This window comes from Mesorhizobium sp. M0040 (genome assembly GCF_040323505.1).
Classification (GTDB): domain Bacteria; phylum Pseudomonadota; class Alphaproteobacteria; order Rhizobiales; family Rhizobiaceae; genus Mesorhizobium.
Genome location: NZ_JAMYVA010000001.1, coordinates 36503 through 62219, shown reverse-complemented (window position 1 = coordinate 62219; position 25717 = coordinate 36503). Strand labels below are relative to the sequence as shown.

Sequence of the window (25717 nt, the reverse complement as noted above, 5' to 3'; positions counted from 1 at the left end):
GGCATCGCCCCGAGCCGGAGGGGGAGAAAACGCCCCCTCCTTTCCCGACGCTGTCCACATTCCTCGCTATTGCGGCAGCCTTGATCATGATCTGGCTGCTGGCTTACGGGGCCGCCGCACCTTCGTTCGGCACACGATCGACCGGTCAACAACATCGACACTGGAGCTACCAAATGAGCCCGTCGAAATCCGTGAGCATCATGGATACCCGCATTCTGTGGCCCGCTATCGGCGGTTCCTTCAGAAAACTGAACCCGCGCACCTTGATGCGAAACCCGGTGATGTTTGTCGTCGCCGTCGTCTCGGCGCTCACCACCGTGCTGTTCGTCAAGGATCTCGTTACCAGCGGCGGCGATCTTGGCTTCACGCTGCAGATCATCATCTGGCTGTGGTTCACCGTGCTCTTCGCCAATTTCGCCGAAGCGGTGGCCGAAGGCCGCGGCAAGGCGCAAGCTGACTCGCTGCGTCGGGCGCGAACCGAGACGCAGGCCAAGCTGTTGAACGGTGGCGACCGCAGCAAGTTCAAACTGGTGCCCGGCACCAGCCTGAAGGTCGGCGACATCGTGCTTGTCGAAGCCGGCGACATCATCCCCTCGGACGGCGAGGTGGTCGAAGGCGTGGCGTCGGTCAACGAGGCGGCCATCACCGGCGAATCCGCACCGGTCATCCGCGAATCCGGAGGCGATCGTTCGGCGGTGACCGGCGGCACGCAGGTCTTGTCCGACTGGATCCGCGTGCGCATCACTGCGGCTGCCGGTCATACGTTCCTCGACCGCATGATCTCGCTGGTCGAGGGCGCCGAGCGCCAGAAGACACCCAACGAGATCGCGCTCAACATCCTGCTCGTCGGCATGACGCTGATCTTCGTGCTGGCGACGGCGACGATCCCGAGCTTCGCCTCGTATTCGGGCGGCTATATCTCGGTGACCGTGCTGGTCGCCCTGTTCGTTACCCTGATCCCGACCACAATTGGCGCCCTGCTGTCGGCTATCGGCATTGCCGGCATGGACCGCCTGGTGCGCTTCAACGTGCTCGCCATGTCGGGCCGCGCCGTCGAGGCGGCCGGCGATGTCGACACGCTGCTGCTCGACAAGACCGGAACCATCACGCTGGGCAACCGTCAGGCGACGGCATTTCGTCCGGTCAAGGGCGTCACCGAACAGGAACTGGCCGACGCGGCTCAGCTTGCCTCGCTTGCCGACGAAACGCCGGAAGGCCGCTCGATCGTCGTCCTGGCGAAGGAAAAATACGCCATCCGCGCCCGCGACATGGCAAGCCTGCACGCGACTTTCGTGCCCTTCACCGCGCAAACCCGCATGAGCGGTGTCGATCTGGAAGGCTCCTCAGTCCGCAAGGGCGCAGTCGATGCGGTACTTGCCCACGTCAACCTCTCGACCGTTGCCACAGGCAGTACGCGCCCCGGCAGCGACACCGTCCGCGACCTTCAGGCGATCGCCGACGAGATCGCCAAATCGGGTGGCACTCCACTCGCGGTCGAGCGCGACGGGCGCCTGCTCGGCGTCGTCCATCTGAAGGACATCGTCAAGGGCGGCATCGCAGAACGCTTTGCCGAATTGCGCCGCATGGGCATCCGCACGGTGATGATCACCGGCGATAATCCGATGACCGCGGCGGCGATCGCGGCGGAAGCCGGCGTCGACGACTTCCTTGCCCAGGCGACGCCCGAGGACAAGTTGAAGCTGATCCGCGACGAGCAGGCCAAAGGCAAACTGGTCGCGATGTGCGGCGATGGCACCAACGATGCGCCGGCCCTTGCGCAGGCCGATGTCGGCGTTGCCATGAACACCGGCACGGTCGCGGCGCGCGAGGCCGGCAACATGGTCGATCTCGACAGCGATCCGACCAAGCTGATCGAGGTCGTCGAAATCGGCAAGGCGCTGCTGATGACGCGTGGCTCGCTGACCACCTTCTCCATCGCCAACGACGTGGCCAAGTATTTTGCCATCATCCCGGCAATATTCGCCGTCTTCTACATCGCCCCGGGCCAGACCGCCGGGCCGCTGCAAGCGCTCAATGTCATGCATCTGGCGACGCCGCAGAGCGCTATCCTCTCGGCCATCATCTTCAACGCGCTGATCATCATTGCGCTGATCCCGCTGTCGCTGAGGGGCGTCAAATACCGCGCGGTCGGCGCCGGTGCGCTGCTCAGCCGCAATCTCATTGTCTATGGCCTTGGCGGCGTCGTAGTGCCCTTCGTCGGCATCAAGATGATCGACATGGCCATCACCGCTCTCGGTCTCGCCTAAGGAACCACGTCGATGCTCAATCAAATCAGGCCCGCGATCGTCATGATCGTCTTCTTCACCATTCTGACGGGTTTGGTCTATCCGATCGGCATGACCGGCATTGCCCAGGCGCTGTTTTCGCGCCAGGCCAATGGCAGCCTGATCGAGAAGGACGGCAAGCTCGTCGGTTCCGAGCTGATCGGCCAGGCTTTCGAAAGCGACCGCTACTTCCATGGCCGCCCGTCGGCTGCCGGCGACGGCTACAATGCCGCCGCCTCGGGCGGCTCGAATCTCGGCCCTACCAACCCGAAGCTCATCGACAGGATCAAGAGCGACGCCGAAAAGCTGAGAGCCGAAAACCCGAGCCAGCCGGTACCGATGAATCTGGTCACCACGTCCGGCAGCGGCCTCGATCCGCATATCAGCCCCGATGCGGCCTATTTTCAGGTTGCCAGGGTGGCCAAGGCCAGGGGCGTCGATGAATCCAGGATCAAATCGCTTGTCGACAGCCATGTCGAAGATCGCGAATTGGGATTCATCGGCGAGGCGGTGGTCAATGTGCTGGCCCTCAACCTTGCGCTGGACGATGCGATGAAACAGTGAAGGACCGGCGCCGGGATCGACACCGAAGCCGGCGCCGTTCATGATTGACCCTTATGCCAGACGACAGCCGCACCGCCGAAACCAGGCCCTCTCCCGACGCGCTGCTCGAGCATGCCGAGCGGGAGGAGCGCGGTCGCCTGAGGATATTTCTCGGCGCCGCCCCCGGTGTCGGCAAGACCTACGAGATGCTGATGTCGGGCCGCGCCAGGCTGGCCGACGGGGTCGACGTGGTGATCGGCATCGTCGAGACGCACGGCCGCAAGGAAACCCAGACGCTGGTCGAAGGCTACGAGGTCATTCCTCGCCTTGAGATCGATTATAAGGGGCGGATCCTTGAGGAGATGAATCTCGACGCCATCCTCGCCCGGCACCCGGCGCTAGTTCTGGTCGACGAACTCGCCCACACCAACGTCGCCGGCAGCCGTCACCCCAAGCGCTATCTCGACGTCCAGGAAATCCTGACGCACGGCATCGATGTCTACACGACGCTGAATATCCAGCACGTCGAGAGCCTGAACGATGTCGTGGCGCAGATCACCCGCGTCAGGGTGCGGGAAACTGTCCCCGACTCCATAATCGACCAGGCCGACGATATCGAGATCATCGACCTCACCCCCGACGATCTGATCAAACGGCTTGAGGAAGGCAAGGTCTACATCCCCAGCACCGCCCAGCGCGCCATCGAGAACTATTTCTCGCCGGGCAATCTGACGGCGCTCCGGGAATTGGCGCTCCGCCGCACTGCCCAGCGGGTCGACGAGCAGTTGCTGACCCACATGCAGGCCCACGCGATACCCGGGCCTTGGGCGGCGGGGGAAAGGGTTCTCGTCTGCGTCGATGCGCGTCCGGGCGGGGCGGCCCGTGTACGCTATGCGCGGAGGTTGGCCGACCGGCTCCGCGCCCCTTGGACGGCGCTTCATGTCGATACCCCTCATTCAGCGGCCATGCCCGAGGAGGACAAGGATCGGCTGGCGACGCAGCTGCGCCTTGCCGAGCAGCTCGGTGCCGAGGTGACGACCATTCCGGGTCAGAACGTCGCGCAAGACATCGTTCGGCATGCGACGGCGAACAACTTCACCCATATCGTGATCGGCAGGCCGACCCGATCGCGCTGGCGGGAATTGATCGAAGGCTCGCTCACTTACGATCTCATCCGCAATGCCGGCGACATCAGCGTCCATGTCATTTCGGGAAACGAACGCAACGCCGAGGCGACGTCGAGGACCGTCAAGGCGGCGGACGAGCAGTGGCAGTTCGAGATCTGGCCCTATCTCAGGGCCACGGCCTATGTTGTTGGCTCGCTCGCCTTCGCCGTTCTTCTCGACCAGTTTCTCGACGTCCGCAATCTGGCGATCATCTTTCTCATTGGGGTCCTGACGTCGGCGGTGACCGGCGGTCTCTGGCCGGCTTTGTATGCCTGCCTCATCAGCGCCATTGCCTTCAACTATTTCTTCCTGGAACCACGCTACACGCTGACGATCGAGGATCCGGAGAGCATCGTTGCGCTGGCTGTCTTCCTGGTTGTTGCGGTCATTGCCAGCAATCTAACAGCGCGCGTGCAGCGTCAGGCGGTCGCTGCGCGCTCGCGGGCACGCGCCACAGAAGATATTTATCTCTTCTCAAAGAAGCTCGCCGGCGCTGGGACGCTTGATGACGTTCTCTGGGCGACTGCCTTCCAGATCGCCTCGATGCTGAAGCTGCGCGTGGTGCTGCTTCTGCCGGAGAACGGCACAATTGCGGTCAAAGCCGGCTACCCACCCGACGACACGCTGGCCGAGGCCGACATCGCAGCAGCCCGCTGGGCCTGGGAGCATAACCGCGCCGCCGGGCGCGGCGCCGACACGCTGCCCGGAGCAAAGCGCCTCTATCTGCCCTTGCGGACCGGACGCACGGCGGTGGGCGTTGTCGGCCTCGACAACGACAAGCAAGGTCCGCTGCTGACACCCGAGCAGCAGCGTCTGCTCGATGCGCTCGCCGACCAGGCGGCGGTCGCCATCGAGCGCATCCAGCTCGTCGCCGATGTTGACCGGGCCAAGCTCGCGGCCGAGGCAGACCGTCTGCGCTCGGCCTTGCTCACCTCCATTTCCCACGATTTGAAGACGCCACTTGCCGCCATCATGGGCGCGGCCGGAACACTCAGGGACTTCGAGGCCGCACTTCCCGAGCAGGACCGGACGGAACTGCTGTCGACCGTGCTCGATGAAGCGGAGAGGCTTAACCGCTTCATTGCCAATCTGCTCGATATGACCAAGATCGAATCCGGCACGATGGAGCCGAACTATGCGTTTCACTATCTCGGCGACATTGTCGGTTCAGCTCTGTATCGGGCCCGCAAAATCGTCGGCGAGCATAAGACCGAGATCGACATTCCATCGGATCTGCCGATGTTGCGGGTCGACCCCGTTCTGTTCGAACAGGTGCTGTTCAACCTCCTCGACAATGCTGCAAAATACGCGCCGCCAGGTTCGACGATCCGCCTGCAAGCCTGGGCCGACAACGGCTTCGTCATCCTGCAGATCATGGATGAGGGACCAGGCATTCCGCCAGCGGATCTAGAGCGCGTTTTCGACACTTTCTACCGTGTGCGCAAGGGTGACCAGGTGCGTGCCGGCACGGGGCTCGGCCTGTCGATTTGCCGCGGCTTCATCGAAGCGATGGGCGGGACGCTCTTGGCGGCAAACAGGTCCGACCGCTCGGGGGCGGTTTTCACGATCAAGATGCAACTGGTGCCGGCGGAACTGCCCAATCTCGGCGAACCCGAGACGGGCCATCAAAATATGGACGATCTGGCATGACGAGCCTGGACGTCAGGATATTGGTGGTCGACGACGAACCGCCGATCCGGAAACTGCTTCGCGTCGGGCTTGGCAGCCAAGGCTATGCGATCAGCGAGGCGCCGAACGCCAGGGCGGCGATTGAACTCATCGAGACGGAAAAGCCGGACCTTGTGCTGCTCGATCTCGGCCTCCCCGGCATGAGCGGCCATGATTTGCTGCGCAAATGGCGGGATGATGGCCTGGACATTCCCGTGGTTATTCTTTCCAGCCGCACTGATGAGGCCGGCATCGTGTCCGCCCTCGAACTCGGCGCCGACGACTATGTCACCAAGCCGTTCGGTATGAACGAGCTTGTCGCACGCATCCGCGTAGCGCTTCGCCACAAGTTCCAGCAGCAGGGTGAGAGACCGGTGTTCCAAACCGGCGACCTCTCCGTCGATCTGGTGAAGCGCGTCGTCAAGGTCGAGGACAAGGAGATAAAGCTCTCGCCGAAGGAATACGACATTCTTCGCACCTTGGTGCAGCACGCCGGCAAGGTTCTCACCCACCAGTTCCTGCTGAAGCAGGTCTGGGGCGATTCCACCGACGTTCAATATCTCAGAGTCTACGTCCGGCAGATCAGGCAAAAGATCGAAAAAACGCCCGACCAGCCCCGCTATATCACCACCGAGACCGGCGTTGGATACCGGCTGCGCGAAATCGATTGACGCGACGAGCATCCGAAGCCGAAATGCCTCTTCCAATCCGCTTCAAATCAGCGGCGGCCATGGCGTCGCCGGACAAAAGCCCTATATTAAGGGAAGGTTGGTTTTGTGCGGGAATGAACGGATGTCACGGCTTCGTCTATTGACGTTTTTAGGGTCGGCAATGCTGACCGCGGCGATGCTGTCGGGCGTAAATCCTGCTGCATCGGCACAGGTCGTCAGTCCCGCCGACCGCAACGTGTTGATCCAGCAGGACCAGTTGCAGATGTTGGAGAACAGGCTGCGGCGGCAGCAATACCAGCAGCAGCAACAGCAGTACCGTGCCCAGGATCGCCAAATCCCAACACCGCAACGGCAGGAGGTGCCGCAGATGAGGCCAACTTGCCAGTTGCTGCCGTCGGGGAGCGGCTTTGTCAGCACTTGCCGTTAACGTTTCCATTTATTTAGCCCGTTAACGTTTCCATTTATTTAGCCGACTTATTATGCTTGGATGCCGCCGCACCTGAGATAACATCGAAGGCGGTTTGGATTTAGCAACGCTGCCCTTCCTGCTTTGGGCACCGCTTCGACTGGATTATCGAATGGCAGCCAGTAAGAAGAAGGTCGTACGCAAGGCAAGGAAGGGCGACCGGATTCGCCAGGTCGCTGCGATCCCCTTTCGGCTGAATGGGCATGGCGGAGTCGAGGTGATGCTCGTCACATCGCGAACGACGAGGCGCTTCATCGTGCCGAAGGGCTGGCCGATGAAGGGCAAGAGCGGCCGCAAGGCGGCCACTATCGAAGCACAGGAAGAAGCCGGCGTTCTCGGCAAGACACTGAAACAACCGGCCGGCACCTATTCCTACTGGAAGCGGCTGGCAAACCGCTTCGTCCGTGTCGACGTCGTCGTCTATTTGCTGGAGGTAACCGAGGAACTTGCCGACTGGCAGGAATCCAAGAGGCGTCAGCGTGCGTGGCTGGCACCAGCCGACGCGGCGTTGCTCATCGACGAGCCGGATCTTTCGACGCTGGTGAGAAACATCAGGATTGCCGAGCTGGAGCATAATCCCAAAAAGCAGGGTCCGGCGTTCGGAAAAGATCCCGCTCAATAGAAGATGGAGGCCTGCCCCGACTGTGTCGGGATGGAATTGGTTCCAGCGCCCGCCGCCGCCGTCTCTTGAACCGATGCCTCACTGACTGCCATCGTCTTCCTCGGGCAGAGGCCGCGCCGGCGTGCCGGTATAGGCCCACAGCCATTCGCGCGGCAGTGGCCCTTTGTTGCGGTCGCTTTCCTGCGACTGTTCCCACGCATGTGCGAGGATGCCGACCGAGCGCGACAGCACGAAAAGGCCGCGCGTCAGCGGCGGCGGAAAGCCGAGCTCGCCGTAGATGACGGCCGTGGCGCCGTCGATATTGAGGGGGATTTTTTTGCCCTTGCGCCGCGCCACCTCGGCCTCGATCGCCTCCGCGATGTCGGCGAAGCGCCCGCTGACGATGCCGCGCGCGGCAAAGTCGCGGGTTAGCTCGATGAGGCGGGGCGCCCGCGGGTCGACCGGATGGAAACGATGGCCGAGCCCGGGCACATAGCCGTTTTCCCCGGCAAGGAAACGATCGAGCCGCGCCGACACGGCGTCCGCAAGCGGCATGCCGGCGTCCAGTTCGGCAGCGATGTCTCCGTAGAAGGAAAGCGCCTGTTCGCCGGCGCCGCCATGCACATCGCCAAGCACGTTGACGGCTGATGCCATGGCGCTGTTGATGCCGACGCCGCAGGTGATCGCCATACGGGCGATGGCGATCGACGGCGCCTGCGGCCCATGGTCGACGGCAGCACCCAGCGCGATGCCAAGCAGCGCTGCCTGCTCCTCGCTTGGCAGTTCGCCGCGCAGCATCAGCCAGATCATTGCCGGAAAGCTGACGCGGCCGATCAGATCCTGGATTTCATAGCCGCGCAGCCGGATGACGCCGGGGCGCATCTCGATGATGCCGGTCTGCCACCATTCCTCGCCGCGTGCGCGACCAGTCTTGTTTTGCGTTCCGCTCATGCCTTCGCTCTTTTCCTGGCACGCGGCGGCAGGCCGGCAAAAACCTCGTCCATATGCTCGCCGAGCCCCGGCGGCGGCCTGCTCGGCAAAGGCGCCTCGCCATCGACCATGAAGCCGCCGCGCACCACGGTCAGCGGCTGGTCCATCCCGGACACAGCCGGGAAGCGCGCCGTCATGCCGCGCTCGATCACCTGTCGCTCCTGCAGTATCTGCGGGATTGTCAGCACCCTGCCTGCCGGCACGCCGGCGCGATTGAACGTCTCCTCCCAGGCGGCGGCCGAGCCGCTCGCCAAGGCATCCTCGATCAGCGCTTTCAATGCAATGCGGTTCTGCTTGCGCGTTTCTCGCTCGGCAAAGCGGACATCCGAGGCCAGCTCCGGCCGGCCGATCAATCGGCAGAGCGCGACGAACTGCTCCTGTTTGTTGGCTGCGATGTTGAGCAAGCCGTCGCCGGTGCGAAACGCGCCAGACGGTGCGGCCGTCATGTTTTCATTGCCCATCGGCTGCGGCTCGACGTCCGCCGTCAGATAGTTCGACACCGGCCAGCCGAGCGCAGAAAGCGTGCATTCGAGCATCGACACGTCCAGGAACGCGCCCTCGCCTGTCGTCTTCTGCTTGACCAGTGCGGCGGTAATGGCGAACGCCCCGACCAGCCCGCCAAGCGTATCGGCGACGGGATAGCCGACACGCAGCGGCGCCGTTTCCGGTGTACCGGTGATGCTCATGATGCCGGAAAGACCCTGGATGATCTGGTCGTAGGCTGGATTGTCGCGCATCGGCCCGGTCTGGCCGAAGCCCGATATCGCACAGTAGACAAGGCTTGGCCGGACCTCCTTCAGCCTGGCATGGCCAAGCCCCAGCCGGTCCATTACGCCGGGGCGGAAATTCTCGACCAGCGCGTCGGCCGAAGCGACCAGATCGAGGAAGCGTTCGCGGCCGGCCTCCTGCTTGAGATCGAGCGCCACCGAGCGTTTGCCGGCATTCTGCGCCAGGAACGAAGCGCCCATGCCCGCCCGGTTGAGCTCCGGAGAGGCGCCGAGTTGGCGCGCCAGATCGCCGTCTTGCGGCGTCTCGACCTTGATGACGTCGGCCCCGAGCAACGCCAGCTGGTAGGCGCAATAGGGGCCGGCCAGCACATTGGTCAGGTCAAGGATGCGGATGCCGGAAAGCAGGTCTGTCATGACGTCACGAACAGCTCAGGCATCGCCCGGCACGTGCTCCGGTCCACGCATGCGTCTGTGCTCGATGTAGGCCCAGATATGCGGTCCAACCAGCCCGATGAAGGCCAGCGTCAGCAGCGTCAGCGACAGCGGATGCTTGTAGAACACCGTCCAGTCGCCATTCGAGATGGTCATCGCGCGGCGGAACTGCGTTTCGGCAAGCGGCCCGAGAATCATGCCGATGATGACGGGCGCGGTCGGGAAATCGAAACGCCGCATCAGAAAGCCGGCGGCACCGAGCAGATAGAGGATGACGAGGTCGATCGGCGATTGCGAGATGCCGTAAGTGCCAACCGTGGCGAACACCAGGATGCCGGCATAGAGTTGCGGGGCCGGGATCTTCAGCAATCGCACCCAGAGCCCGATCAGCGGCAGGTTGAGGACGACGAGGATGACATTGGCGATGAACAGGCTGGCGATCAGCCCCCACACCAGGTCGGCCTGTGTCGTCAGCAGCAGCGGCCCGGGATTGATGCCGTAGCTCTGGAATGCCGACAGCATGATCGCGGCCGTCGCCGAGGTCGGCAGGCCGAGCGTCAGCATCGGCACCAGCACGCCGGCCGCGGATGCATTGTTGGCGGCCTCCGGCCCGGCAACGCCCTCGATGGCGCCGACGGTGCCGAACTCCTCCTTGTGTCTGGAGAGTTTCTTCTCGATCGCATAGGAGAGGAAGGTCGGGATTTCGGCGCCGCCGGCCGGCATGGCACCGATCGGGAAGCCGATCAGGGCACCGCGCAGCCATGGCTTCCACGAGCGCGCCCATTCGGCCGCGGTCATGTAGAGCGAGCCCTTCAACGGCACGATATCGTCCTTGCCGGCATAGCGGCGCGAGGCCATGTAAAGCGTCTCGCCAACGGCGAACAGGCCAACGGCGACGACGATGACGTCGACGCCGTCGAGCAATTCGCTCGTGCCGAAGGTGAAGCGCGGCTGCCCCGTCTGCAGGTCGACGCCGATCATGCCGACGACGAAGCCGACGAACAGACTGGTCAGGCCGCGCACCGACGACGAGCCGAGCACTGCCGAAACCGTGATGAAGGCCAGCACCATCAGCGAGAAATATTCGGCCGGGCCGAAGGCCAGCGCGAATTTGACGACGATCGGCGCCAGGAAGGCAACGCCGATGGTGCCCAGCGTGCCGGCGACGAAGGAGCCGATCGCCGAGGTCGCCAGGGCCGCACCGCCGCGGCCGGAGCGGGCCATCCGGTTGCCTTCCAGCGCGGTGACGATGGTGGCGCTTTCGCCAGGCGTGTTGAGCAGGATCGATGTCGTCGAGCCGCCATACATGGCGCCGTAGTAGATGCCGGCAAACAGGATGAAGGACGCCTCCGGCGCCACCTGATAGGTGATCGGCAACAGCAGCGCGATGGTCAGTGCCGGCCCGAGGCCGGGCAGCACGCCGATCGCAGTCCCCAGCGTGGTGCCGACCAGGCACCATATGAGATTGATCGGCGAGAAGGCGACCGAAAATCCGTGCGCGAGATGGCCGAGCGTTTCCATGGCGTCAGCCCCTCAGCATGGCAACGACCGAATCGACGATCGCGTTCAGCTGGTTTTCGATGAAGCCGGCGCCGATATTGACGCCAAGCGCCCTGGCAAAGCCGAAATAGGCGGCCAGCGCCAGGATCAGCCCGAGCAGCACGTCACGCAGCGGACGCCGGCTGCCGAAACCGTGGCAGATGAGAACGAACATGATGACAGATGCAGCGGTAAAGCCGAGCGGCTGGATCAGCACCAGATTGGCGATCAGTCCGAGGGCGACGATGCCCATCGCCTTCCAGTCGGTCGGCGTCTCCTTTTCGTCCTCCGGCTGCCATCCGCCCCGCAAGGCGGCAATGATGAGCAGCAGCGACAGGATCATCATCCCGGTCATGGTGATGTAGGGAAAGACGGTCGGACCGACCTTGGAATAGAGCGGCGACACCGGGATTGCCAGCGTCTGCCAGGCAACCGCACCGGCACAGGCGAGGAGCCCGACGCCGATCAGCAGTTCGGGCACTGCAAGGCGCGGCGGCGCCGGCTGGTCGCTGGTGCTCATCATCGTCCTCCCAATGTCGGTCCCTTCGGGCCGGTTCTCCTTGGACCGGTCTCACTCGGCCGATCTCGGCGTAGTTTCACCTCCGGCGCCGCGTATGTCCATGCGGCTGGCGAAAGTCGGCAAGGGTTGGCGCAGGCTGCCGCCCCTTGCCGAGAGCATCACGCTAGGCCGAGGTCCTTGAGGATCGTCCCGATGCGGGCCGTGTCTTCTGCGACGAATTTCGCATAATCGTCACCGGTGAGCAGGATCTGCGTCCAGTTGCGGTTCTTGCATTCGGTGGCCCAGGCGTCGCTCTTGGCCATGGTCTCGATCAGCTTGATCATTGCTGCCTTGTCGGCGTCCGAGACGCCGGGCGGTGCGAAGACGCCACGCCAGTTGAACAGCTCGACATCTATGCCGGCTTCCTTCATCGTCGGCGCATCGATCCCCTCCTGGCGTTTGTCCGCGGAGATGGCCAGCAGCCGCAGCGCACCCGCCTTGACCTGTTCGGCGAACTCGCCATAGCCGGAGATGCCGGCCGCGACCTGGTTGCCGAGCAGCGCCGAAAGCGCCTCGCCGCCGCCGGCGAACGGCACATAGGAAAGATTGGTGGCCGGAACACCAACGGTCTTGGCGATGAGGCCGAACAATATATGGTCCGAGCCGCCGGCCGAACCGCCAGCAACCGGAACCTGCGTCGGGTCAGCCTTGAGAGCAGCGACAAAGTCCGCGGCCGTCTTGAACGGCGAGGCGGCCGGCACCACAAGCGCCTCGAACTCGCCAGTAAGGCGGGCGATTGGCGTGACCTCGGTAAGGTTGTTAGCCGCCTTGTTGGCGATGATCGCGCCGACCATGACCATGCCAGCCACCATCAGCGCATTGCCCTTGCCCTTCCACTGGTTGACGAATTGCGGCAGGCCGACAGTACCGCCGGCGCCGCCGACATTGGTGATCTGCGAGCCGGAGATCAGTTTTTCACTGCGCAGCACCTGGTCCATGGCGCGCGCCGTCTGGTCCCAGCCGCCGCCCGGCGCCGCCGGCACGAAAATCTGCAGCTGCGGTGCGTCCTGCGCGAAGGCGGGGATAAAATGCGATGCCGCCAGTCCGGCAGCACCTGCTGCAGCGGTGCTCATCAAGAATCGGCGTCTGTTCAGCATGGGATTCCTCCAAATCGCGACACCTCCTCCGGTGCCTGCCAGAAACGTGGCCTGACTTCAGACCCGCTCGATAAAATTCATGCAGAGTTTGCGTCTTCCTGTCAAAGACAGAACACGCCGCATGCGGCACAATCGGCCTGTGCGATCTTCAGGCAGGCGAACTCGACGCCGGACGACGTGGCAGGCAGAGGCCAGACAGCGTCCGTCAGGGCTGCCGCTCCAGCAGGATGGTCGGCTTGCCTTGGTAGACGGTTCGCAGCACTTCGCCATAACCACATTTTGCCGCGACGTTCAGCGATCCGGTGTTTTCCGGATCGATGATGCAGACGGTCTTCGCGGCGCCGAACGTCTCGTCGCCCAAGGCAAGCACCCGTGCGACGACTTCGCTGGCCAACCCGTGGCCATGCGCGCCCGAAACCAGAGCCCAGCCGGTTTCCGGAATGCCCTCGATCGACGGCGTCATGTCGCGTTTCAGATCGTGAAAGCCGGCCTCGCCGATGAAGCGGCCGGTCGCCTTTTCCTCGATCGCCCAGAAGCCGTAGCCCAGAAGCGACCACAGGCCGGCGTGGCGTAGGAAGCGCATCCAGCTTTCCTCCCGCGTGCGCGGCTTGCCGCCGATAAAGCGGGTGACGACGGGATCGGCCCACATAGCGACATAGGCGTCGAAATCGTCAAGCCGGTGCGGCCGCAGGACCGTGCGCGAGGTCTCAATCACTGGGGCGACAATTGTATGCGGACTGGCCATGGTCATGTCTCGGTTGTGTTGCCGGTGCCTAATGCAGGTCTTCCAAACGTGGGGACAGCGACACGCACGAGACGGGGAATCAAAATCCGTTGCGTAAAACAAGAGCCAAGGCTGTGTAGATTATCTTCCAGGCTGATGTGAATCCTGCCAAGCAGTGTTATTTTTCGCCAGTATTGGTTCACGTGCGTTCGGTTTCGGCGCTGCCGTCCGACAGAGGGGAACAGCATGGACACCACCGACCTTGTGCTTGCCATCTTCCATCATCTGCTGGTGTTTTCGCTGGCGGGCATCATCGGCGCCGAGTTCGTCCTGATCCGCAGCGACTTGTCCGCCGCGACGCTGAAGCGGCTTGTCGGCATCGATCGCCACTACGGCATCATCGCCATGCTGATCATCGTCGCCGGCATCGGCCGCGTCATCTATGGTCTCAAGGGCTGGGAATTCTACGTCTACAACTGGATGTTCTGGGCAAAGATGGCCGCTTTCGCAATTGTCGGCCTGTTGTCGATTATCCCGACCGTCCGATTCCTGTCCTGGAACAGGCAGGCGAGCGCCAGTTCCGGCTTCCAGGTGCCTGCGGCGGAGCTAGCGTCCGTTCGCACCTATGTCCGCACCGCGGCCTTCATCTTCCTCTTGATCCCGGTGTTCGCGGCGGCGATGGCGCGCGGCTATGGCTACTAGCATAGGTTGGAGGAAGGGCATCGCACGGCCCAGCCTTCCCACTCATTTGCGCGGATAGACGTGCAGTTTGCCGTTTGAGCCCGATTGTCATTTGTCGGGTTGCGCTAGTTATTGCTCCATCTACAGTCAGTTTTGAGAGGAACTCCACGCAGCGGTTGGTAATTCGTATCATGGGAGGAATCACGATGAGAAAATTCGTCGCCGCGCTGGCTGTCGCTGCGGCCGCCATGCTTTACCCACCGGCCGCTGGCGCGCAGACCTACCCCGAACGCACCATCACCATTGTCGTGCCGTTTTCGGCCGGCGGCCCTACTGACACCGTCACGCGTCTTGTCGCGGAAGCCATGTCGAAGGACCTCGGCCAGCAGGTCATCGTCGAGAATGTCGGCGGCGCCGGCGGCACACTGGGCGCGGGCCGCGTCGCAAATGCCGAGCCTGACGGCTACACGCTGCTCCTCCATCACATCGGCATGGCGACAAGTGCTACGCTCTACAGAAAGCTCGCCTACGACACGCTGAACGCATTCGAATATGTCGGCCTCGTCACCGAGGTGCCGATGACCATCGTCGGCCGCAAGGACCTCGAGCCGACCGATCTGAAGGGGCTGGTCGACTACGCCAAGGCCAACAAGGACAGCATCACCGTTGCCAATGCCGGGATCGGTGCCGCCTCGCATCTGTGCGGCATGCTGTTTATGAGCGCCATCGGCACGCCGCTGGTCACCGTACCCTATAAAGGCACCGGCCCGGCCATGACCGATCTTCTCGGCGGCCAGGTCGACATCATGTGCGACCAGACGACCAATACCACCAAGCAGATCCAGGGCGGCACGATCAAGGCTTATGCCGTAACCTCGCCGCAACGGCTAGACGTGCTGCCGGACGTGCCGACGACGATAGAGGCCGGTCTTCCCCAGGTGCAGGTCGGCATCTGGCACGGCATCTATGCACCCAAGGGCACGCCGGCCGAGATCACCGAACGCCTGTCGAAATCTCTGCAGGTGGCGCTGAAGGACCAGAACGTCGTCGCCCGATTTGCCGAACTCGGCACCAAGCCGTCGCCCGAGGCCGATGCCACGCCGGCCGCGCTCAAGGCCAAGCTGGAAAGTGAGATTGCGCGCTGGAAGCCGATCATCGAAGCGGCCGGCCAGTACGCCGACTAAAGGTTTTTAACGGGGCGCCGCCAGCGCCCCGTTTTTACACCGGCATCGGCACGCCCGTGAGGCGGGCCGGGAGGACGCCATGAAACCTTTCGCAATCGACAGAACCAACGGCATATGCGCCGCGCTGTTGATCTTTATTGGCGCCTTTTTCGCGCTGCAGTCGCTGGGCCTCGAAATCGGCACCGCCTTTCGCATGGGGCCGGGCTATTTCCCGCTGGTGCTGGCAATTGTGCTGATCTTGCTTGGCGCCGCCATCCTCGTCCAAGCGGTGCGTTTCGAGAGCGAGCCGATCGGTTACATTGCGTGGCGCGGCATGCTGTTCATCCTGCCTGCTCCGATCTTCTTCGGCCTGACGGTGCGCGGCCTCGGCTTCATCCCGTCGATCTTCCTGACGGCGCTGATCGCATCTTTCGGTAGCGGCCGTATGAAGCCGCTGACTGCACTCGTGCTGTCAGCCGGCCTGACGCTGTTCGCATTCGTCGTCTTCAGCTACGCACTCGGCCTGCCGTTTCGGCGTTTCGGCCCGTGGTTGCCACTGTCGTTGTGAGGAGATGAAATGGAACTCCTCAACAACCTCGCACTCGGCTTTTCGACAGCCACATCTTTGGCAAACCTCGGTTTCTGCCTGATCGGCGTCCTTCTCGGCACGCTGATTGGCGTCCTGCCCGGCATCGGTGCCACCGCAACCATCGCCATGCTGTTGCCGATCACCTTCCAGATCGGCGACCCGGTTTCCTCTCTCATCATGCTCGCCGGTATCTATTACGGCGCGCAGTATGGCGGCTCGACCACCGCCATTCTCATCAACATGCCCGGCGAATCCTCGTCGGCCGTCACCGCAATCGATGGCTATCAGATGGCCAGGAACGGCCGCGCCGGAGCAGCCCTGGCGACCGCGGCGATAGGCTCGTTCTTTGCCGGCACGGTGTCGACCTTCCTCGTCGCCATCTTCGCCCCACCGCTGACTGCGATAGCGCTGAGATTCGGCGCGCCCGAGTATTTTTCGCTGATGATCGTCGGCCTGGTCTCGTCCGTCGCGCTCGCCCACGGCTCGATCGTCAAGGCACTGGCCATGGTCGTGCTCGGCCTGCTGCTGGGACTTGTCGGCACCGATATTTACACTGGTACGCCCCGCTTCACGCTCGGCATCCGCGAATATGCCGACGGGCTGAATTTCGTCGCAGTGGCGGTCGGTGTCTTCGGCGTCGCCGAGATACTGCGCAACCTCGAAAACGAGCATGAGCGTTCCGTGCTGATCCGAAAGATCTCCGGCCTTATGCCGACCCGCGAAGATTTTCGGCGCATGGCGGCTCCCATCGTGCGCGGAACGATCATCGGTTCGGCGCTCGGCATCCTGCCGGGAGGCGGCGCGATCCTTGCCGCCTTTGCCTCCTACACCGTCGAAAAACGTGTCTCGAAAAATCCCGGGGAATTCGGCAAGGGCGCCATCGAAGGCGTCGCCGGACCGGAATCGGCCAACAATGCCGGCGCCCAAACCTCCTTCATCCCGATGCTGACGCTCGGCATTCCGGCCAACCCGGTAATGGCGCTGATGATCGGCGCGATGATCATCCAGGGCATCGTGCCCGGCCCCAATGTCGCCATCGAACAGCCTGCACTGTTTTGGGGTATCATCACCTCGATGTGGATCGGCAATCTGATGCTGATCATCTTGAACCTGCCGCTGATCGGGCTTTGGGTGAAACTTCTTACCATCCCCTACTATGTGCTCTTCCCGATCATCATGGCGTTCTGCTCGATCGGCGTTTACAGCGTCAACACCAACGTCTACGACCTCTATGCCGTCGCCTTCTTCGGCTTGCTTGGCTACCTCCTGACCAAGCTGCGCTGCGAACCTGCGCCGCTGCTGCTCGGCTTCGTGCTCGGCCCGCTGCTCGAGGAAAACCTACGCCGCGCCATGATCCTCTCGCGCGGCGATCCGAGCACCTTCGTGACGCGGCCGATCAGCGCCAGCCTGCTCCTCATCGCGCTTGCCGTGCTCGTCATCGTGTTTCTCCCCGCGGTCAGGAAGAAGCGCGAGGAGGTGTTCGTCGAGGAGAGTTCCTGAATGTGGACGGCGCCACATACGAGGAACTTCAGAGTCACTTGCCGGGCACTGACTCAGTAGCCGCTTCTACTGGCCCGAGCGGCGCGATCTCGACCAGCGGTGCAGGCACGCTGGTCGTCTTTTCCTTGGCCTTGCAGATATCGGCGATGACGCAGGCCGGGCAATCCGGCTTGCGCGCCTTGCAGACATAGCGGCCGTGCAGGATCAGCCAATGATGCGCGTGCCGCATATATTCATCCGGAATGATCTTCAGGAAACCTTGCTCGACCTGTTCCGGCGTCTTGCCCGGCGCCAGGCCGAGCCTGTTACCGATGCGGAAGATGTGCGTGTCGACCGCCATCGTATGCTGGCCGAATGCCACGTTGAGCACGACGTTGGCGGTCTTGCGGCCGACACCCGGCAGCTCGACCAGTTGATCGCGATCCTCAGGCACTTCGCCGCCATGGTCGCGGATCAGCGCCTCCGACAGCGCGATGACGTTCTTGGCCTTGTTGCGCCATAGCCCGATGGTGCGGATATGGTCGCCGAGCTTGGCCTCGCCCAGCGCCAGCATTTTCTGCGGCGTGTCGGCAATTTTGAACAGCGCCCGCGTCGCCTTGTTGACGCCGGCGTCCGTCGCCTGCGCCGAAAGCACCACCGCCACCAGCAGCGTGAAGGCGTTGATATGTTCGAGTTCGCCTCTCGGTTCCGGCCGCTGAACGGAAAAGCGCCGGAAAATCTCATGCACTTCGGCCGGGCTGTAAAGCGCCCGCGATCTCGCCGGCCGCGGACGCGGCTTGACGTTCGAGCCGTTGCGGCGGCCGGGCAACAGGTCTTTTTTTAGCGCAGAAGAGTTTTTGGGCTTGGGGCTTGTCATTGCCTTCCTATAATATTCCCCAATGAGCGACACAAACACCTCATTTCAGGCCGACGAGCCATTTTTCCAGGCGCTGCTGATACCGCACCGGTCGCTGGGCAAGACCGGCTTTGCCATACTGATGGGCGCCCTGCTGTTCGGCTGGCTGGCGACCGGAGCTTTTTTTCTGTCGCGCGGCGCCTGGCCGGTGTTCGGCTTCTTCGGCCTCGACGTGATCGCCGTCTACATAGCCTTCCGCGCCAATTATCGTGCCGCCCGGGCTCGCGAGGAGGTATCGGTGTCGCGCACCAGCCTCGACATCCGCAAGACTGCCCCGTCAGGCAAATCGGAAGCACACCGCTTCAATCCGTTCTGGGCGCGCTTTTCGATCGCCCGACACGCCGAGATCGGCATCACCAGAATGGCGGTCGAGGCGCAAGGAAAAACCGTCTCGATCGGCGGCTTTCTCAACCCCGCCGACCGCGAGAGTTTTGCCACCGCATTTTCGCGCGCTCTGGCAGCCGCCAAGGCGCGCTGAGCCAGCGTTTCAGAACCGATAGCGCAACAGCCTGCCGATCTTGCGCAATGCTGGAATGTATTTCCAAAGGCGAACAAACAGTTTCGCGAACCAGCGCATGCGAGCGGCATGTTCCGGCTTATAGGCAGGGATGTCCTCGACGAACCGCAGCTTCGGAACGGCTCGATCCAATTCATGCGGGTTCTCGATGCTCCAGTGGACCTCGGCGCCGGTGGCGCGGAAGGAGGAATTGAGGCGAATGATCTTCAGTCCCAGACGACTATAGGCATCGAAAACCAGTTCGCCGCTCGAAAGATGTCCCACCAAACGAGAAAACAGTTGCTGCCCCTCTTCGGCGCCCAGGTAGGGAGTCAGGCCTTCCGCCACGACTATGGCCGGGCGATCCCGAGGTACTTCGTTCAGCCATCCCGGTTCGGTGACCGACGAAGCGATCAGGTGGTAGTGATCCCGCACTGGATAGAGCTTGCGCCTGAGGTCGATGACTTCGGGATAGTCGACGTCGAACCAGTCCACGCCGGCTGGCGGGTCGATACGGAATATGCGCGTATCGAGCCCACACCCGAGATGCAGTACGATGGCGTCAGGATTTCGGGCGAGAAAGTCCTGAACGCAGACGTCCAGCGTCTTTGCCCTGATTGCTAGACCGACGCCGAGATTGTTGTCGACCTTGAGCCGTGAGAAATCATAGTCGATGTTGCGCACCGCCTCGTCGGCAAAGTAGTCCCTGAGCAGCGAATTGGGCAGCCGGCTCTCCAGCGCCTTGCCGTAAAGTGTCAAAAGCAAAGTCTCCTTTGCCCCGGTCAGGTTTACTTTTTCACCAGCCACGACCGTCCTCCCCATTCAAAGCCCAGCTCTATCTGGGTACATGCCGCGGGAAAGCAAGTTTCGGGTGGTGATCGCCGCCGCGAAGGACGATATTCGCACTCAAGGAGATACTGCCATGAACGCCCAAATGCCTCTCAAAACGACAGCAATCCTTCAGAAAGACATCACGCCTGAAGGTGGAGACTACGAAATCGTCCGTCGTGCCATCGAAAAGATCAGCCTCGACTATCGCGACCAGCCTTCGTTGGAAGTGCTGGCCGAGGAGGTCGGCGAGACGCCGACCGGGCTGCAGAAGCTGTTCACCCGCTGGGCCGGCCTATCGCCCAAGGCTTTTCTGCAGGCCGTCACCCTCGATCATGCGCGCAAGCTGCTCGATGCCGGCATGCCGCTGCTTGAAACCTCATTCGAACTCGGCATGTCCGGCCCAGGCCGGCTGCATGATCTGTTCGTCACCCACGAAGCGATGTCGCCGGGCGATTACAAAACCCGCGGCGCAGGGCTCACCATCCGCTACGGCTATCATATCTCGCCTTTCGGCATCGCGCTGATCATGGTGACTGACCGCGGCCTCGCCGGCCTCGCCTTCAACGACCCCGGCGGCGAGCGTGCGGCCTTTGCCGACATGTCCAGCCGCTGGCCGAATGCGACCTATGTCGAGGACATGGCGGCGACGGCACCCTATGCCGCGCGCATCTTCGATCCGTCGCTGTGGCGCGCCGACCAGCCGCTGCGCGTCGTCATGATCGGCACCGACTTCCAGGTCCGCGTCTGGGAAGCCTTGCTGCGTATTCCGATGGGCCAGGCCTGCACCTATTCCTCGATCGCCGCGCGCATCGGCGCACCGAGCGCCAGCCGGGCTGTCGGTGCCGCGGTCGGTGCCAATCCGATGTCCTTCGTCGTGCCGTGCCACCGGGCTCTCGGCAAGTCCGGTGCGCTCACCGGCTACCATTGGGGCCTGACCCGCAAACGCGCCATCCTCGGCTGGGAGGCGGGACAGGTCTCTTCGTGAATAGCCAAAGAATGGAACGATAGGAGCGATGCAAGGACCGCTAGGGTGACAAGCAGCGATCTTACGGAGTAGCTTCCCGCGCAATTAGAGTGACATGCGCTAGCGGGAGGCACTTCTTGATCGTCGTCATCGGCTCCATCAATCTCGACCTCATCGCCAGTGTCGACCGCTTGCCCGGTCCCGGCGAGACGGTGCGCGGCTCCGGTTTCGCTACTGCCCCCGGCGGCAAGGGCGCCAACCAGGCGCTGGCCGCCGCCCGTGCCGGCGCCAAGGTGCGCATGGTCGGCGCGGTCGGCAAGGACAGCTTCGCCGGCGAGGCTCTGGCGCTGCTGCGCGACGGCAAGATCGACCTGTCCGGCGTCGGCGAGACCTTTGCCTCGACCGGTACCGCGTTGATCATGGTCGGCGCCGACGGCGAGAACGTGATCGCCGTTGTGCCGGGCGCCAATGATTCGGTCGTGCCGGGTGACCTTTCCAAGGCTTTCGTAAAAAACGGCGACGTCGTGCTGCTGCAACTGGAGATCCCGCTGCAGACCGTCGAGACAGCACTCGACGCGGCAAGCACGGCCGGCGCGATCACAGTGCTCAACACCGCACCTTTCCATGGCGACGCGGCCGGCTTCCTCGGCAAGGCCGACTATCTCGTCGCCAACGAAACCGAGTTCGACCTCTATGGCGAGGCGCTTTCGTTGAATGGCCGCGACCGCCCGGCACGGATGCGCGACTATGCCGCGAGAACCGGCCGCACCATCGTCGTCACGCTTGGCTCGGACGGCGTTCTGGCGGTAACGCCGGACGATCTCCTGATGGTTCCGGCGCTGAAGATCAGTCCGCTCGATACGGTCGGCGCCGGCGACACGTTCTGCGGCTATTTTGCCGCCGGGCTGGCAGCCGGCCTGCCGCTCGACCAGGCGCTTGCCCGCGCTGCCGCAGCCGGTTCGCTGGCCTGCCTGAAGGCCGGTGCACAGCCGGCCATCCCGCTGGCCAGGGACGTCGATGCCGCCCTGCAGAAATCTGCAGGCTAAAGCGGGATGACAGCCATGCGCCCGACGACGAAGCACGCGGTGCCGCCCGCCGGCGACATCTGCCGCCAGTCTGCCGTGGCGCTTGCCGGGAAGATCAGGCGCCGGCAGCTTTCGGTGCGCGAAGTGGTCGCGGCATTCCTCGACAGGATCGAGGCGGTGAACCCGCTGGTCAACGCTATCGTTTCATTGCGTGAGCGTGCCGACATCCTGCGCGAGGCCGACGGCGCTGACGCTCATCTGGCGCGAGGAGCAGATACCGGATCGCTGTTCGGCCTGCCTATCGCGATCAAGGATCTTGCGCTGACAAAAGGCCTGAGAACCGCCTTCGGCTCGCCGATCTTCGCCGATTTTGTGCCTGAGGAAGACGACTTCTTCGTCGAGCGCGTCCGCAAAGCCGGCGCGATCATCATCGGCAAGACCAACGTTCCCGAATTCGGGCTCGGCTCCAACACCTACAACACCGTGTTCGGACAGACGCTCAACGCATTTGACCCGGCGCTGACCGCCGGCGGCTCGAGCGGCGGTGCGGCGGTCGCGCTGGCGCTCGACATGGTTCCCGTTGCCGATGGCAGCGATTTTGGCGGTTCCCTGCGCAATCCCGCTGCCTACAACAATGTCTATGGCTTCCGTCCATCGCAGGGATTGGTGCCGGCCGGCCCTGACCTTGATGTGTTTCTTGCGCAAATGGGCGTCGAAGGGCCGATGGGGCGTAACGTGCGTGACATGGCGTTGCTGCTCGACGTTCAGGCCGGCTATCATCCTCGCGCGCCGCTGTCGCATGATAAGCCAGGCTCGTTCCTCGAAGGGCTGGAAGCACCGGCGGCCGGCGGGCGCATCGCCTGGCTCGGCGATCTCGAAGGCCATCTGCCGGTTGAAGCAGGCATTCTACAGCTTTGCGAGGCAGCACTCGGCCGGTTCGCGGATGTGTCCTTCGAGGCCGAGCCGCTGATGCCGGAATTCGACTTCGAAGCGCTGTGGCAAGCCTTTGTAACGCTTCGCCAGGCGAGCAGCGGTTGTGCACTCAAGGCGCATTACGACGATCTCCTGAAACGAAGTCTGCTGAAGCCGGAGGCCGTTTGGGAGGTGGAACATGCACTGCGCCTCACCGCGCCGCAGATCCACGCCGCCACGGTGAGGCGCTCGTCCTGGCATCGAATGCTGCTGTCGCTCTTCGAGCGTTTCGACCTGATTGCGCTGCCAGCCGCACAGGTCTTTCCCTTCGATGTCGTCACCCACTGGCCAAGGGAAGTGGCCGGGCGTGCCATGGACAGCTATCACCGCTGGATGCAGGTCGCAGCGCTCGCCACGCTGGGCGGCTGCCCGGCGGTCAACGTACCGGCGGGCTTCGACGCCAGGGGCCGGCCAATGGGCATGCAATTGATCGGGCGGCCGCGCGGTGACCTCTCCGTGCTGAGGGCGGCTGCCGCCTATGAGGCAACGCTGCCATGGCAGGCCGGCGCCTGCTGAAATCAGCTCCGTATTGTCGGCGCCTCGCCGACTTGCACTCATCTCATCGCCATGCATTGATCGCGACAGCGCGCCGCACGAGCGGCATCTGTGGAGGGAAAAAATGTCGCTGGAACTCTACGCCACCTATGTCGTCGCCTGCATCGTCATCATCCTGGTGCCGGGGCCGACGGTGACGCTGATCATTGCCAACAGCATCCGCCACGGCTCGCGCGCCGGTCTCGCCAATGTCGCCGGCACCCAGGCCGGGCTAGCCATCATGATCGCCATTGTCGGCATCGGATTGACCTCGCTGATCGCCGGCATGGGCCACTGGTTCGAATGGGTCCGGCTGATCGGCGCCGCTTACCTGATCTGGATGGGCGTGCAGATGTTCCGCTCGAAAGGCAAGCTTAACGCCGACGGATCGGCAAAAAAGCCGCGTGGCGGCTTCTTTTTGCAGGGGCTGCTGGTGGCGATCAGCAATCCAAAGACGCTGGTGTTCTTCGGCGCCTTCTTTCCGCAGTTCATCGCGCCTGAAGGCAATTACGCACTACAGATCGGCGTCATGGGTCTCACCGCGATGATCTTCGCCGCAGTCTCGGATTCGACCTACGCGCTGGCCGCCGGCCGCGCAGGGCGTCTGCTGTCGGCCGGCCGCGTCAAGCTCTTGTCGAGGATCAGCGGCAGCTTCCTGGTCGGCGGCGGCCTGTGGCTGGCGTTTTCCAAGGCGAAGTAACGGCCGCGAGCCCGGCGACGCCAACAGCAACATCCTGGAATAGGAAGGCCGATTGAAAGTCGGCCTTCAGGCCACCACATGGATCAACAGTTGGGGATTCATGTCTATGCCGTGGACTTACGCGGATTTGAAAAGGAACGCGTTTGGCGTGATCCTGTCCATCGCTTTGTTCGCGGCGATGGTTCCGTCGGCTCTGAACAAATGGGCGAATGACGCAAGTCCGATCCGGTCGGTCGACCCGGTCGATGCAACGATCAAAAGTGGACAGGGTAAAGGGCGCAATATCCAATATCTGCTGGTCCTTGAGAACGGTTCGACGGTCCTCGTTTACGACGACCTCCCGCATCTGATCGGCTCGCGCGTCGGCATCGAGCGCGTCACGCGCGACAATGGCTTCGTCTTTTACCGGTTTGCAAATTGAACGACGATCGATCGATAAGCTGTTTTCAAAGGTGAAGCGAGTGATATGGCTTTTTCGGGGAATCGCTCTTGAACAAAGCCCCTATGCTACTCAACTCTAAGGTATGGGGCCGACAAATATTTCTCTTAGAACCCGCATTCTTTTGCTTCGGGAAGAGTTTCGCGACAGAGTTGTTGGCATCACAATCTTGTGCGCGCTCGCTCTCGCGATCGCTGTGCCGATTGTAACTAGGCAGAACAGTCCGATCACTGGCACACAACTCGTAGGAGGCACCGTCGAAGATGTTGCGACGATGCCTCTAAATCCGAAAGGTTCCGTCGGACATGGACTTTATTATAGATATGAAGTCCGCCTCCATGACGGCAACGCTCGGATATTTGTCGATGGTGAGGTGGAAACACCCCACATGATCGGATCGGAAGTATCGATCGAAGAACAGCAACGCCAGGACGGTACCACCACCTACCGCCTGCTCAACTACTGAGCAGCCCTAAAGCCGCCCCAGCCTTTCCAGCAACAGCGCGAAAAACGCATCATGGTCGATGTCGCGCATCACCATGGCGTTCTTCGGCCGCTTGGTCACCCCCCACCAGTCGATCACCGTCATACCCATGGTGAGCTCCGAGGCGGTTTCCACGCTGACATTGCAATTGCGACCCTTGAACAGCTTCGGCTTCAGCAGATACGCGATCACGCAAGGATCGTGCAGCGGGCCGCCGTCGGTACCGTATTTCTCCTCGTCGAAACGTTCGAAGAATTCCAGCATGTCCGCGGTGGCCGTGCCGACCCTGGTGCCGAGCTTGCGGAAGGCCTTCGTGCGCTTGGCGGTGGTCAGCGCCTTGTGGGTGACGTCCAGCGGCATCATCACGATCGGAATGCCGGATTTGAACACGACATCGGCGGCATGCGGATCGACATAGATGTTGAACTCGGCGGTCGGCGTGACGTTGCCGCCCTCGAAGAAGCCGCCGCCCATCAGCACGATTTCCTTGATGCGCGGCGCGATTTTCGGCTCGCGGATCAGCGCCAACGCAATGTTGGTGAGCGGCCCGAGCGCGCAAAGCGTGATCGTGCCGCTCTCCTCCCTCATCAGCGTCTCGACTATGAAATCGACCGCATACTCTTCCTGCAGTTTCATCTTTGGTTCGGGCAGTTGCGGCCCGTTGAGGCCGGTCTTGCCATGCACTTCCTCGGCGGTGACCAGTTCGCGCGCCAGCGGCCGGATGGCGCCTGCATAGACCTTGACGTCCGGCCGGCCGGCCAGCTCGCAGATCTTGCGGGCGTTTTTTTCGGTAAGTTTCAGCGGCACGTTGCCGGCCACCGCGGTGATGCCGACGATCTCCAGCTCGGCGCTGCCGAGCGCCAGCAATATGGCGACGGCATCGTCCTGGCCGGGGTCAGTGTCGATGATGATCCTGCGGGATTGGGGCATTTCAATTCCTTGTTTTGGCAAGTCTTTTTGGGCGGGACGTGTGAC

Annotated in this window: 25 protein-coding genes; 16 read left to right on the top strand and 9 right to left on the bottom strand. The window is 62.8% G+C overall.

From position 1 onward, the window contains the following. Window positions 1-173: 173 nt before the first annotated feature. The 6 genes from kdpB (at window position 174) to NKJ91_RS00285 (ending at window position 7421) form a co-directional block, all read left to right on the top strand. Entirely contained in the window at window positions 174-2267 is a 2094-nt protein-coding gene (gene kdpB / locus NKJ91_RS00310) for a potassium-transporting ATPase subunit KdpB (RefSeq protein ID WP_352454003.1), read from the top strand. Between the two features lie 12 nt (window positions 2268-2279). After that, a complete protein-coding gene (gene kdpC, locus NKJ91_RS00305) occupies window positions 2280-2849 on the top strand; it encodes a potassium-transporting ATPase subunit KdpC (RefSeq protein ID WP_023675296.1) in 570 nt (189 codons plus the stop codon). Between the two features lie 53 nt (window positions 2850-2902). After that, window positions 2903-5644, top strand: coding sequence for a DUF4118 domain-containing protein (locus NKJ91_RS00300; protein ID WP_352454002.1), 2742 nt, complete (start codon window positions 2903-2905; stop codon window positions 5642-5644). Then, complete coding sequence (locus NKJ91_RS00295; protein ID WP_352454001.1) at window positions 5641-6333, top strand: response regulator transcription factor; 693 nt, start codon at window positions 5641-5643, stop codon at window positions 6331-6333. The genes NKJ91_RS00300 and NKJ91_RS00295 overlap by 4 nt, the downstream gene beginning before the upstream one ends. Next, entirely contained in the window at window positions 6305-6760 is a 456-nt protein-coding gene (locus NKJ91_RS00290; protein ID WP_352454000.1) for a hypothetical protein, read from the top strand. Before NKJ91_RS00295 ends, NKJ91_RS00290 begins: the two co-directional genes overlap by 29 nt. A gap of 151 nt (window positions 6761-6911) precedes the next feature. Continuing rightward, on the top strand, window positions 6912-7421 hold the full coding sequence (locus NKJ91_RS00285; protein WP_352453999.1) for an NUDIX hydrolase: 510 nt from the start codon (window positions 6912-6914) through the stop codon (window positions 7419-7421). 78 nt (window positions 7422-7499) lie between these two features. Here NKJ91_RS00285 and NKJ91_RS00280 read toward each other — a convergent pair whose 3' ends face one another. The 6 genes from NKJ91_RS00280 to NKJ91_RS00255 all read right to left on the bottom strand — a co-directional run bounded on the left by NKJ91_RS00280 (window position 7500) and on the right by NKJ91_RS00255 (window position 13490). Then, window positions 7500-8351, bottom strand: a complete 852-nt coding sequence (locus NKJ91_RS00280) for a citryl-CoA lyase (protein ID WP_352453998.1) — start codon at window positions 8349-8351, stop codon at window positions 7500-7502. Then, window positions 8348-9532: a CaiB/BaiF CoA transferase family protein gene (locus tag NKJ91_RS00275; protein WP_352453997.1), complete on the bottom strand. Its 1185-nt coding sequence runs from the start codon at window positions 9530-9532 to the stop codon at window positions 8348-8350. Before NKJ91_RS00275 ends, NKJ91_RS00280 begins: the two co-directional genes overlap by 4 nt. A gap of 15 nt (window positions 9533-9547) precedes the next feature. Then, the gene (locus NKJ91_RS00270; protein WP_352448303.1) at window positions 9548-11071 is read right to left on the bottom strand and encodes a tripartite tricarboxylate transporter permease; all 1524 of its coding nucleotides are present in this window, start codon (window positions 11069-11071) and stop codon (window positions 9548-9550) included. Between the two features lie 4 nt (window positions 11072-11075). After that, a complete protein-coding gene (locus NKJ91_RS00265; RefSeq protein ID WP_352453996.1) occupies window positions 11076-11609 on the bottom strand; it encodes a tripartite tricarboxylate transporter TctB family protein in 534 nt (177 codons plus the stop codon). Between the two features lie 158 nt (window positions 11610-11767). Next, window positions 11768-12745, bottom strand: coding sequence for a Bug family tripartite tricarboxylate transporter substrate binding protein (locus NKJ91_RS00260; protein WP_352453995.1), 978 nt, complete (start codon window positions 12743-12745; stop codon window positions 11768-11770). Between the two features lie 205 nt (window positions 12746-12950). Next, the gene (locus NKJ91_RS00255; protein ID WP_352453994.1) at window positions 12951-13490 is read right to left on the bottom strand and encodes a GNAT family N-acetyltransferase; all 540 of its coding nucleotides are present in this window, start codon (window positions 13488-13490) and stop codon (window positions 12951-12953) included. A gap of 225 nt (window positions 13491-13715) precedes the next feature. Here NKJ91_RS00255 and NKJ91_RS00250 point away from each other — a divergent pair, with 225 nt between their 5' ends. The 4 genes from NKJ91_RS00250 (at window position 13716) to NKJ91_RS00235 (ending at window position 17402) form a co-directional block, all read left to right on the top strand. Next, a complete protein-coding gene (locus NKJ91_RS00250; protein ID WP_352453993.1) occupies window positions 13716-14171 on the top strand; it encodes a DUF2214 family protein in 456 nt (151 codons plus the stop codon). 185 nt (window positions 14172-14356) lie between these two features. Further along, window positions 14357-15334, top strand: a complete 978-nt coding sequence (locus NKJ91_RS00245; protein ID WP_352453992.1) for a tripartite tricarboxylate transporter substrate-binding protein — start codon at window positions 14357-14359, stop codon at window positions 15332-15334. A gap of 79 nt (window positions 15335-15413) precedes the next feature. Next, window positions 15414-15881: a tripartite tricarboxylate transporter TctB family protein gene (locus tag NKJ91_RS00240; protein ID WP_292663247.1), complete on the top strand. Its 468-nt coding sequence runs from the start codon at window positions 15414-15416 to the stop codon at window positions 15879-15881. 9 nt (window positions 15882-15890) lie between these two features. After that, a complete protein-coding gene (locus NKJ91_RS00235) occupies window positions 15891-17402 on the top strand; it encodes a tripartite tricarboxylate transporter permease (RefSeq protein WP_023675283.1) in 1512 nt (503 codons plus the stop codon). 34 nt (window positions 17403-17436) lie between these two features. On the opposite strand, the gene nth is transcribed toward NKJ91_RS00235, so the two are convergent. Continuing rightward, window positions 17437-18258 carry an endonuclease III gene (gene nth, locus NKJ91_RS00230; protein WP_352453991.1) on the bottom strand — a complete coding sequence of 274 codons (822 nt, stop codon included), beginning with the start codon at window positions 18256-18258 and terminating at the stop codon, window positions 17437-17439. 22 nt (window positions 18259-18280) lie between these two features. On the opposite strand from nth, the gene NKJ91_RS00225 reads away from it, so the two are divergent. After that, window positions 18281-18775, top strand: coding sequence for a DUF2244 domain-containing protein (locus NKJ91_RS00225; protein WP_352453990.1), 495 nt, complete (start codon window positions 18281-18283; stop codon window positions 18773-18775). Between the two features lie 9 nt (window positions 18776-18784). Here the strand turns inward: NKJ91_RS00225 and NKJ91_RS00220 are convergent, their stop codons facing one another. Continuing rightward, window positions 18785-19600 (bottom strand): class I SAM-dependent methyltransferase, encoded by an 816-nt coding sequence (locus NKJ91_RS00220; protein WP_352453989.1) that lies wholly within the window; start codon window positions 19598-19600, stop codon window positions 18785-18787. A 115-nt stretch (window positions 19601-19715) separates the two neighbouring features. Between NKJ91_RS00220 and NKJ91_RS00215 the strand changes: the two genes are divergently transcribed. From NKJ91_RS00215 to NKJ91_RS00195, 5 genes are all read left to right on the top strand, one after another. After that, window positions 19716-20609, top strand: a complete 894-nt coding sequence (locus tag NKJ91_RS00215; RefSeq protein WP_352453988.1) for a methylated-DNA--[protein]-cysteine S-methyltransferase — start codon at window positions 19716-19718, stop codon at window positions 20607-20609. Between the two features lie 116 nt (window positions 20610-20725). Further along, window positions 20726-21634, top strand: a complete 909-nt coding sequence (locus NKJ91_RS00210) for a ribokinase (protein WP_352453987.1) — start codon at window positions 20726-20728, stop codon at window positions 21632-21634. Window positions 21635-21640: 6 nt separating this feature from the next. After that, the gene (locus tag NKJ91_RS00205; RefSeq protein ID WP_352453986.1) at window positions 21641-23101 is read left to right on the top strand and encodes an amidase; all 1461 of its coding nucleotides are present in this window, start codon (window positions 21641-21643) and stop codon (window positions 23099-23101) included. A gap of 103 nt (window positions 23102-23204) precedes the next feature. Beyond that, entirely contained in the window at window positions 23205-23819 is a 615-nt protein-coding gene (locus NKJ91_RS00200; RefSeq protein ID WP_023675274.1) for a LysE family translocator, read from the top strand. Between the two features lie 52 nt (window positions 23820-23871). Further along, complete coding sequence (locus NKJ91_RS00195) at window positions 23872-24240, top strand: hypothetical protein (protein ID WP_245274634.1); 369 nt, start codon at window positions 23872-23874, stop codon at window positions 24238-24240. A gap of 490 nt (window positions 24241-24730) precedes the next feature. On the opposite strand, the gene NKJ91_RS00190 is transcribed toward NKJ91_RS00195, so the two are convergent. Then, window positions 24731-25672, bottom strand: a complete 942-nt coding sequence (locus NKJ91_RS00190; RefSeq protein ID WP_352453985.1) for a nucleoside hydrolase — start codon at window positions 25670-25672, stop codon at window positions 24731-24733. Window positions 25673-25717 lie beyond the last annotated feature (45 nt).

What these genes read in the sequence shown, in the direction of transcription:
- kdpB (WP_352454003.1), top strand. Translation starts at nt 174, where the DNA reads ATGAGCCCGTCGAAATCCGTGAGCATCATGGATACCCGCATTCTGTGG.
- NKJ91_RS00295 (WP_352454001.1), top strand. Translation starts at nt 5,641, where the DNA reads ATGACGAGCCTGGACGTCAGGATATTGGTGGTCGACGACGAACCGCCG.
- NKJ91_RS00280 (WP_352453998.1), bottom strand. Translation starts at nt 8,351, where the DNA reads ATGAGCGGAACGCAAAACAAGACTGGTCGCGCACGCGGCGAGGAATGG.
- nth (WP_352453991.1), bottom strand. Translation starts at nt 18,258, where the DNA reads ATGACAAGCCCCAAGCCCAAAAACTCTTCTGCGCTAAAAAAAGACCTG.
- NKJ91_RS00265 (WP_352453996.1), bottom strand. Translation starts at nt 11,609, where the DNA reads ATGAGCACCAGCGACCAGCCGGCGCCGCCGCGCCTTGCAGTGCCCGAA.
- NKJ91_RS00190 (WP_352453985.1), bottom strand. Translation starts at nt 25,672, where the DNA reads ATGCCCCAATCCCGCAGGATCATCATCGACACTGACCCCGGCCAGGAC.
- NKJ91_RS00270 (WP_352448303.1), bottom strand. Translation starts at nt 11,071, where the DNA reads ATGGAAACGCTCGGCCATCTCGCGCACGGATTTTCGGTCGCCTTCTCG.
- NKJ91_RS00260 (WP_352453995.1), bottom strand. Translation starts at nt 12,745, where the DNA reads ATGCTGAACAGACGCCGATTCTTGATGAGCACCGCTGCAGCAGGTGCT.
- NKJ91_RS00200 (WP_023675274.1), top strand. Translation starts at nt 23,205, where the DNA reads ATGTCGCTGGAACTCTACGCCACCTATGTCGTCGCCTGCATCGTCATC.
- NKJ91_RS00285 (WP_352453999.1), top strand. Translation starts at nt 6,912, where the DNA reads ATGGCAGCCAGTAAGAAGAAGGTCGTACGCAAGGCAAGGAAGGGCGAC.
- NKJ91_RS00235 (WP_023675283.1), top strand. Translation starts at nt 15,891, where the DNA reads ATGGAACTCCTCAACAACCTCGCACTCGGCTTTTCGACAGCCACATCT.
- NKJ91_RS00215 (WP_352453988.1), top strand. Translation starts at nt 19,716, where the DNA reads ATGAACGCCCAAATGCCTCTCAAAACGACAGCAATCCTTCAGAAAGAC.
- NKJ91_RS00300 (WP_352454002.1), top strand. Translation starts at nt 2,903, where the DNA reads ATGCCAGACGACAGCCGCACCGCCGAAACCAGGCCCTCTCCCGACGCG.
- NKJ91_RS00205 (WP_352453986.1), top strand. Translation starts at nt 21,641, where the DNA reads ATGACAGCCATGCGCCCGACGACGAAGCACGCGGTGCCGCCCGCCGGC.
- NKJ91_RS00225 (WP_352453990.1), top strand. Translation starts at nt 18,281, where the DNA reads ATGAGCGACACAAACACCTCATTTCAGGCCGACGAGCCATTTTTCCAG.
- NKJ91_RS00245 (WP_352453992.1), top strand. Translation starts at nt 14,357, where the DNA reads ATGAGAAAATTCGTCGCCGCGCTGGCTGTCGCTGCGGCCGCCATGCTT.
- NKJ91_RS00275 (WP_352453997.1), bottom strand. Translation starts at nt 9,532, where the DNA reads ATGACAGACCTGCTTTCCGGCATCCGCATCCTTGACCTGACCAATGTG.
- NKJ91_RS00240 (WP_292663247.1), top strand. Translation starts at nt 15,414, where the DNA reads ATGAAACCTTTCGCAATCGACAGAACCAACGGCATATGCGCCGCGCTG.
- NKJ91_RS00255 (WP_352453994.1), bottom strand. Translation starts at nt 13,490, where the DNA reads ATGGCCAGTCCGCATACAATTGTCGCCCCAGTGATTGAGACCTCGCGC.
- kdpC (WP_023675296.1), top strand. Translation starts at nt 2,280, where the DNA reads ATGCTCAATCAAATCAGGCCCGCGATCGTCATGATCGTCTTCTTCACC.
- NKJ91_RS00250 (WP_352453993.1), top strand. Translation starts at nt 13,716, where the DNA reads ATGGACACCACCGACCTTGTGCTTGCCATCTTCCATCATCTGCTGGTG.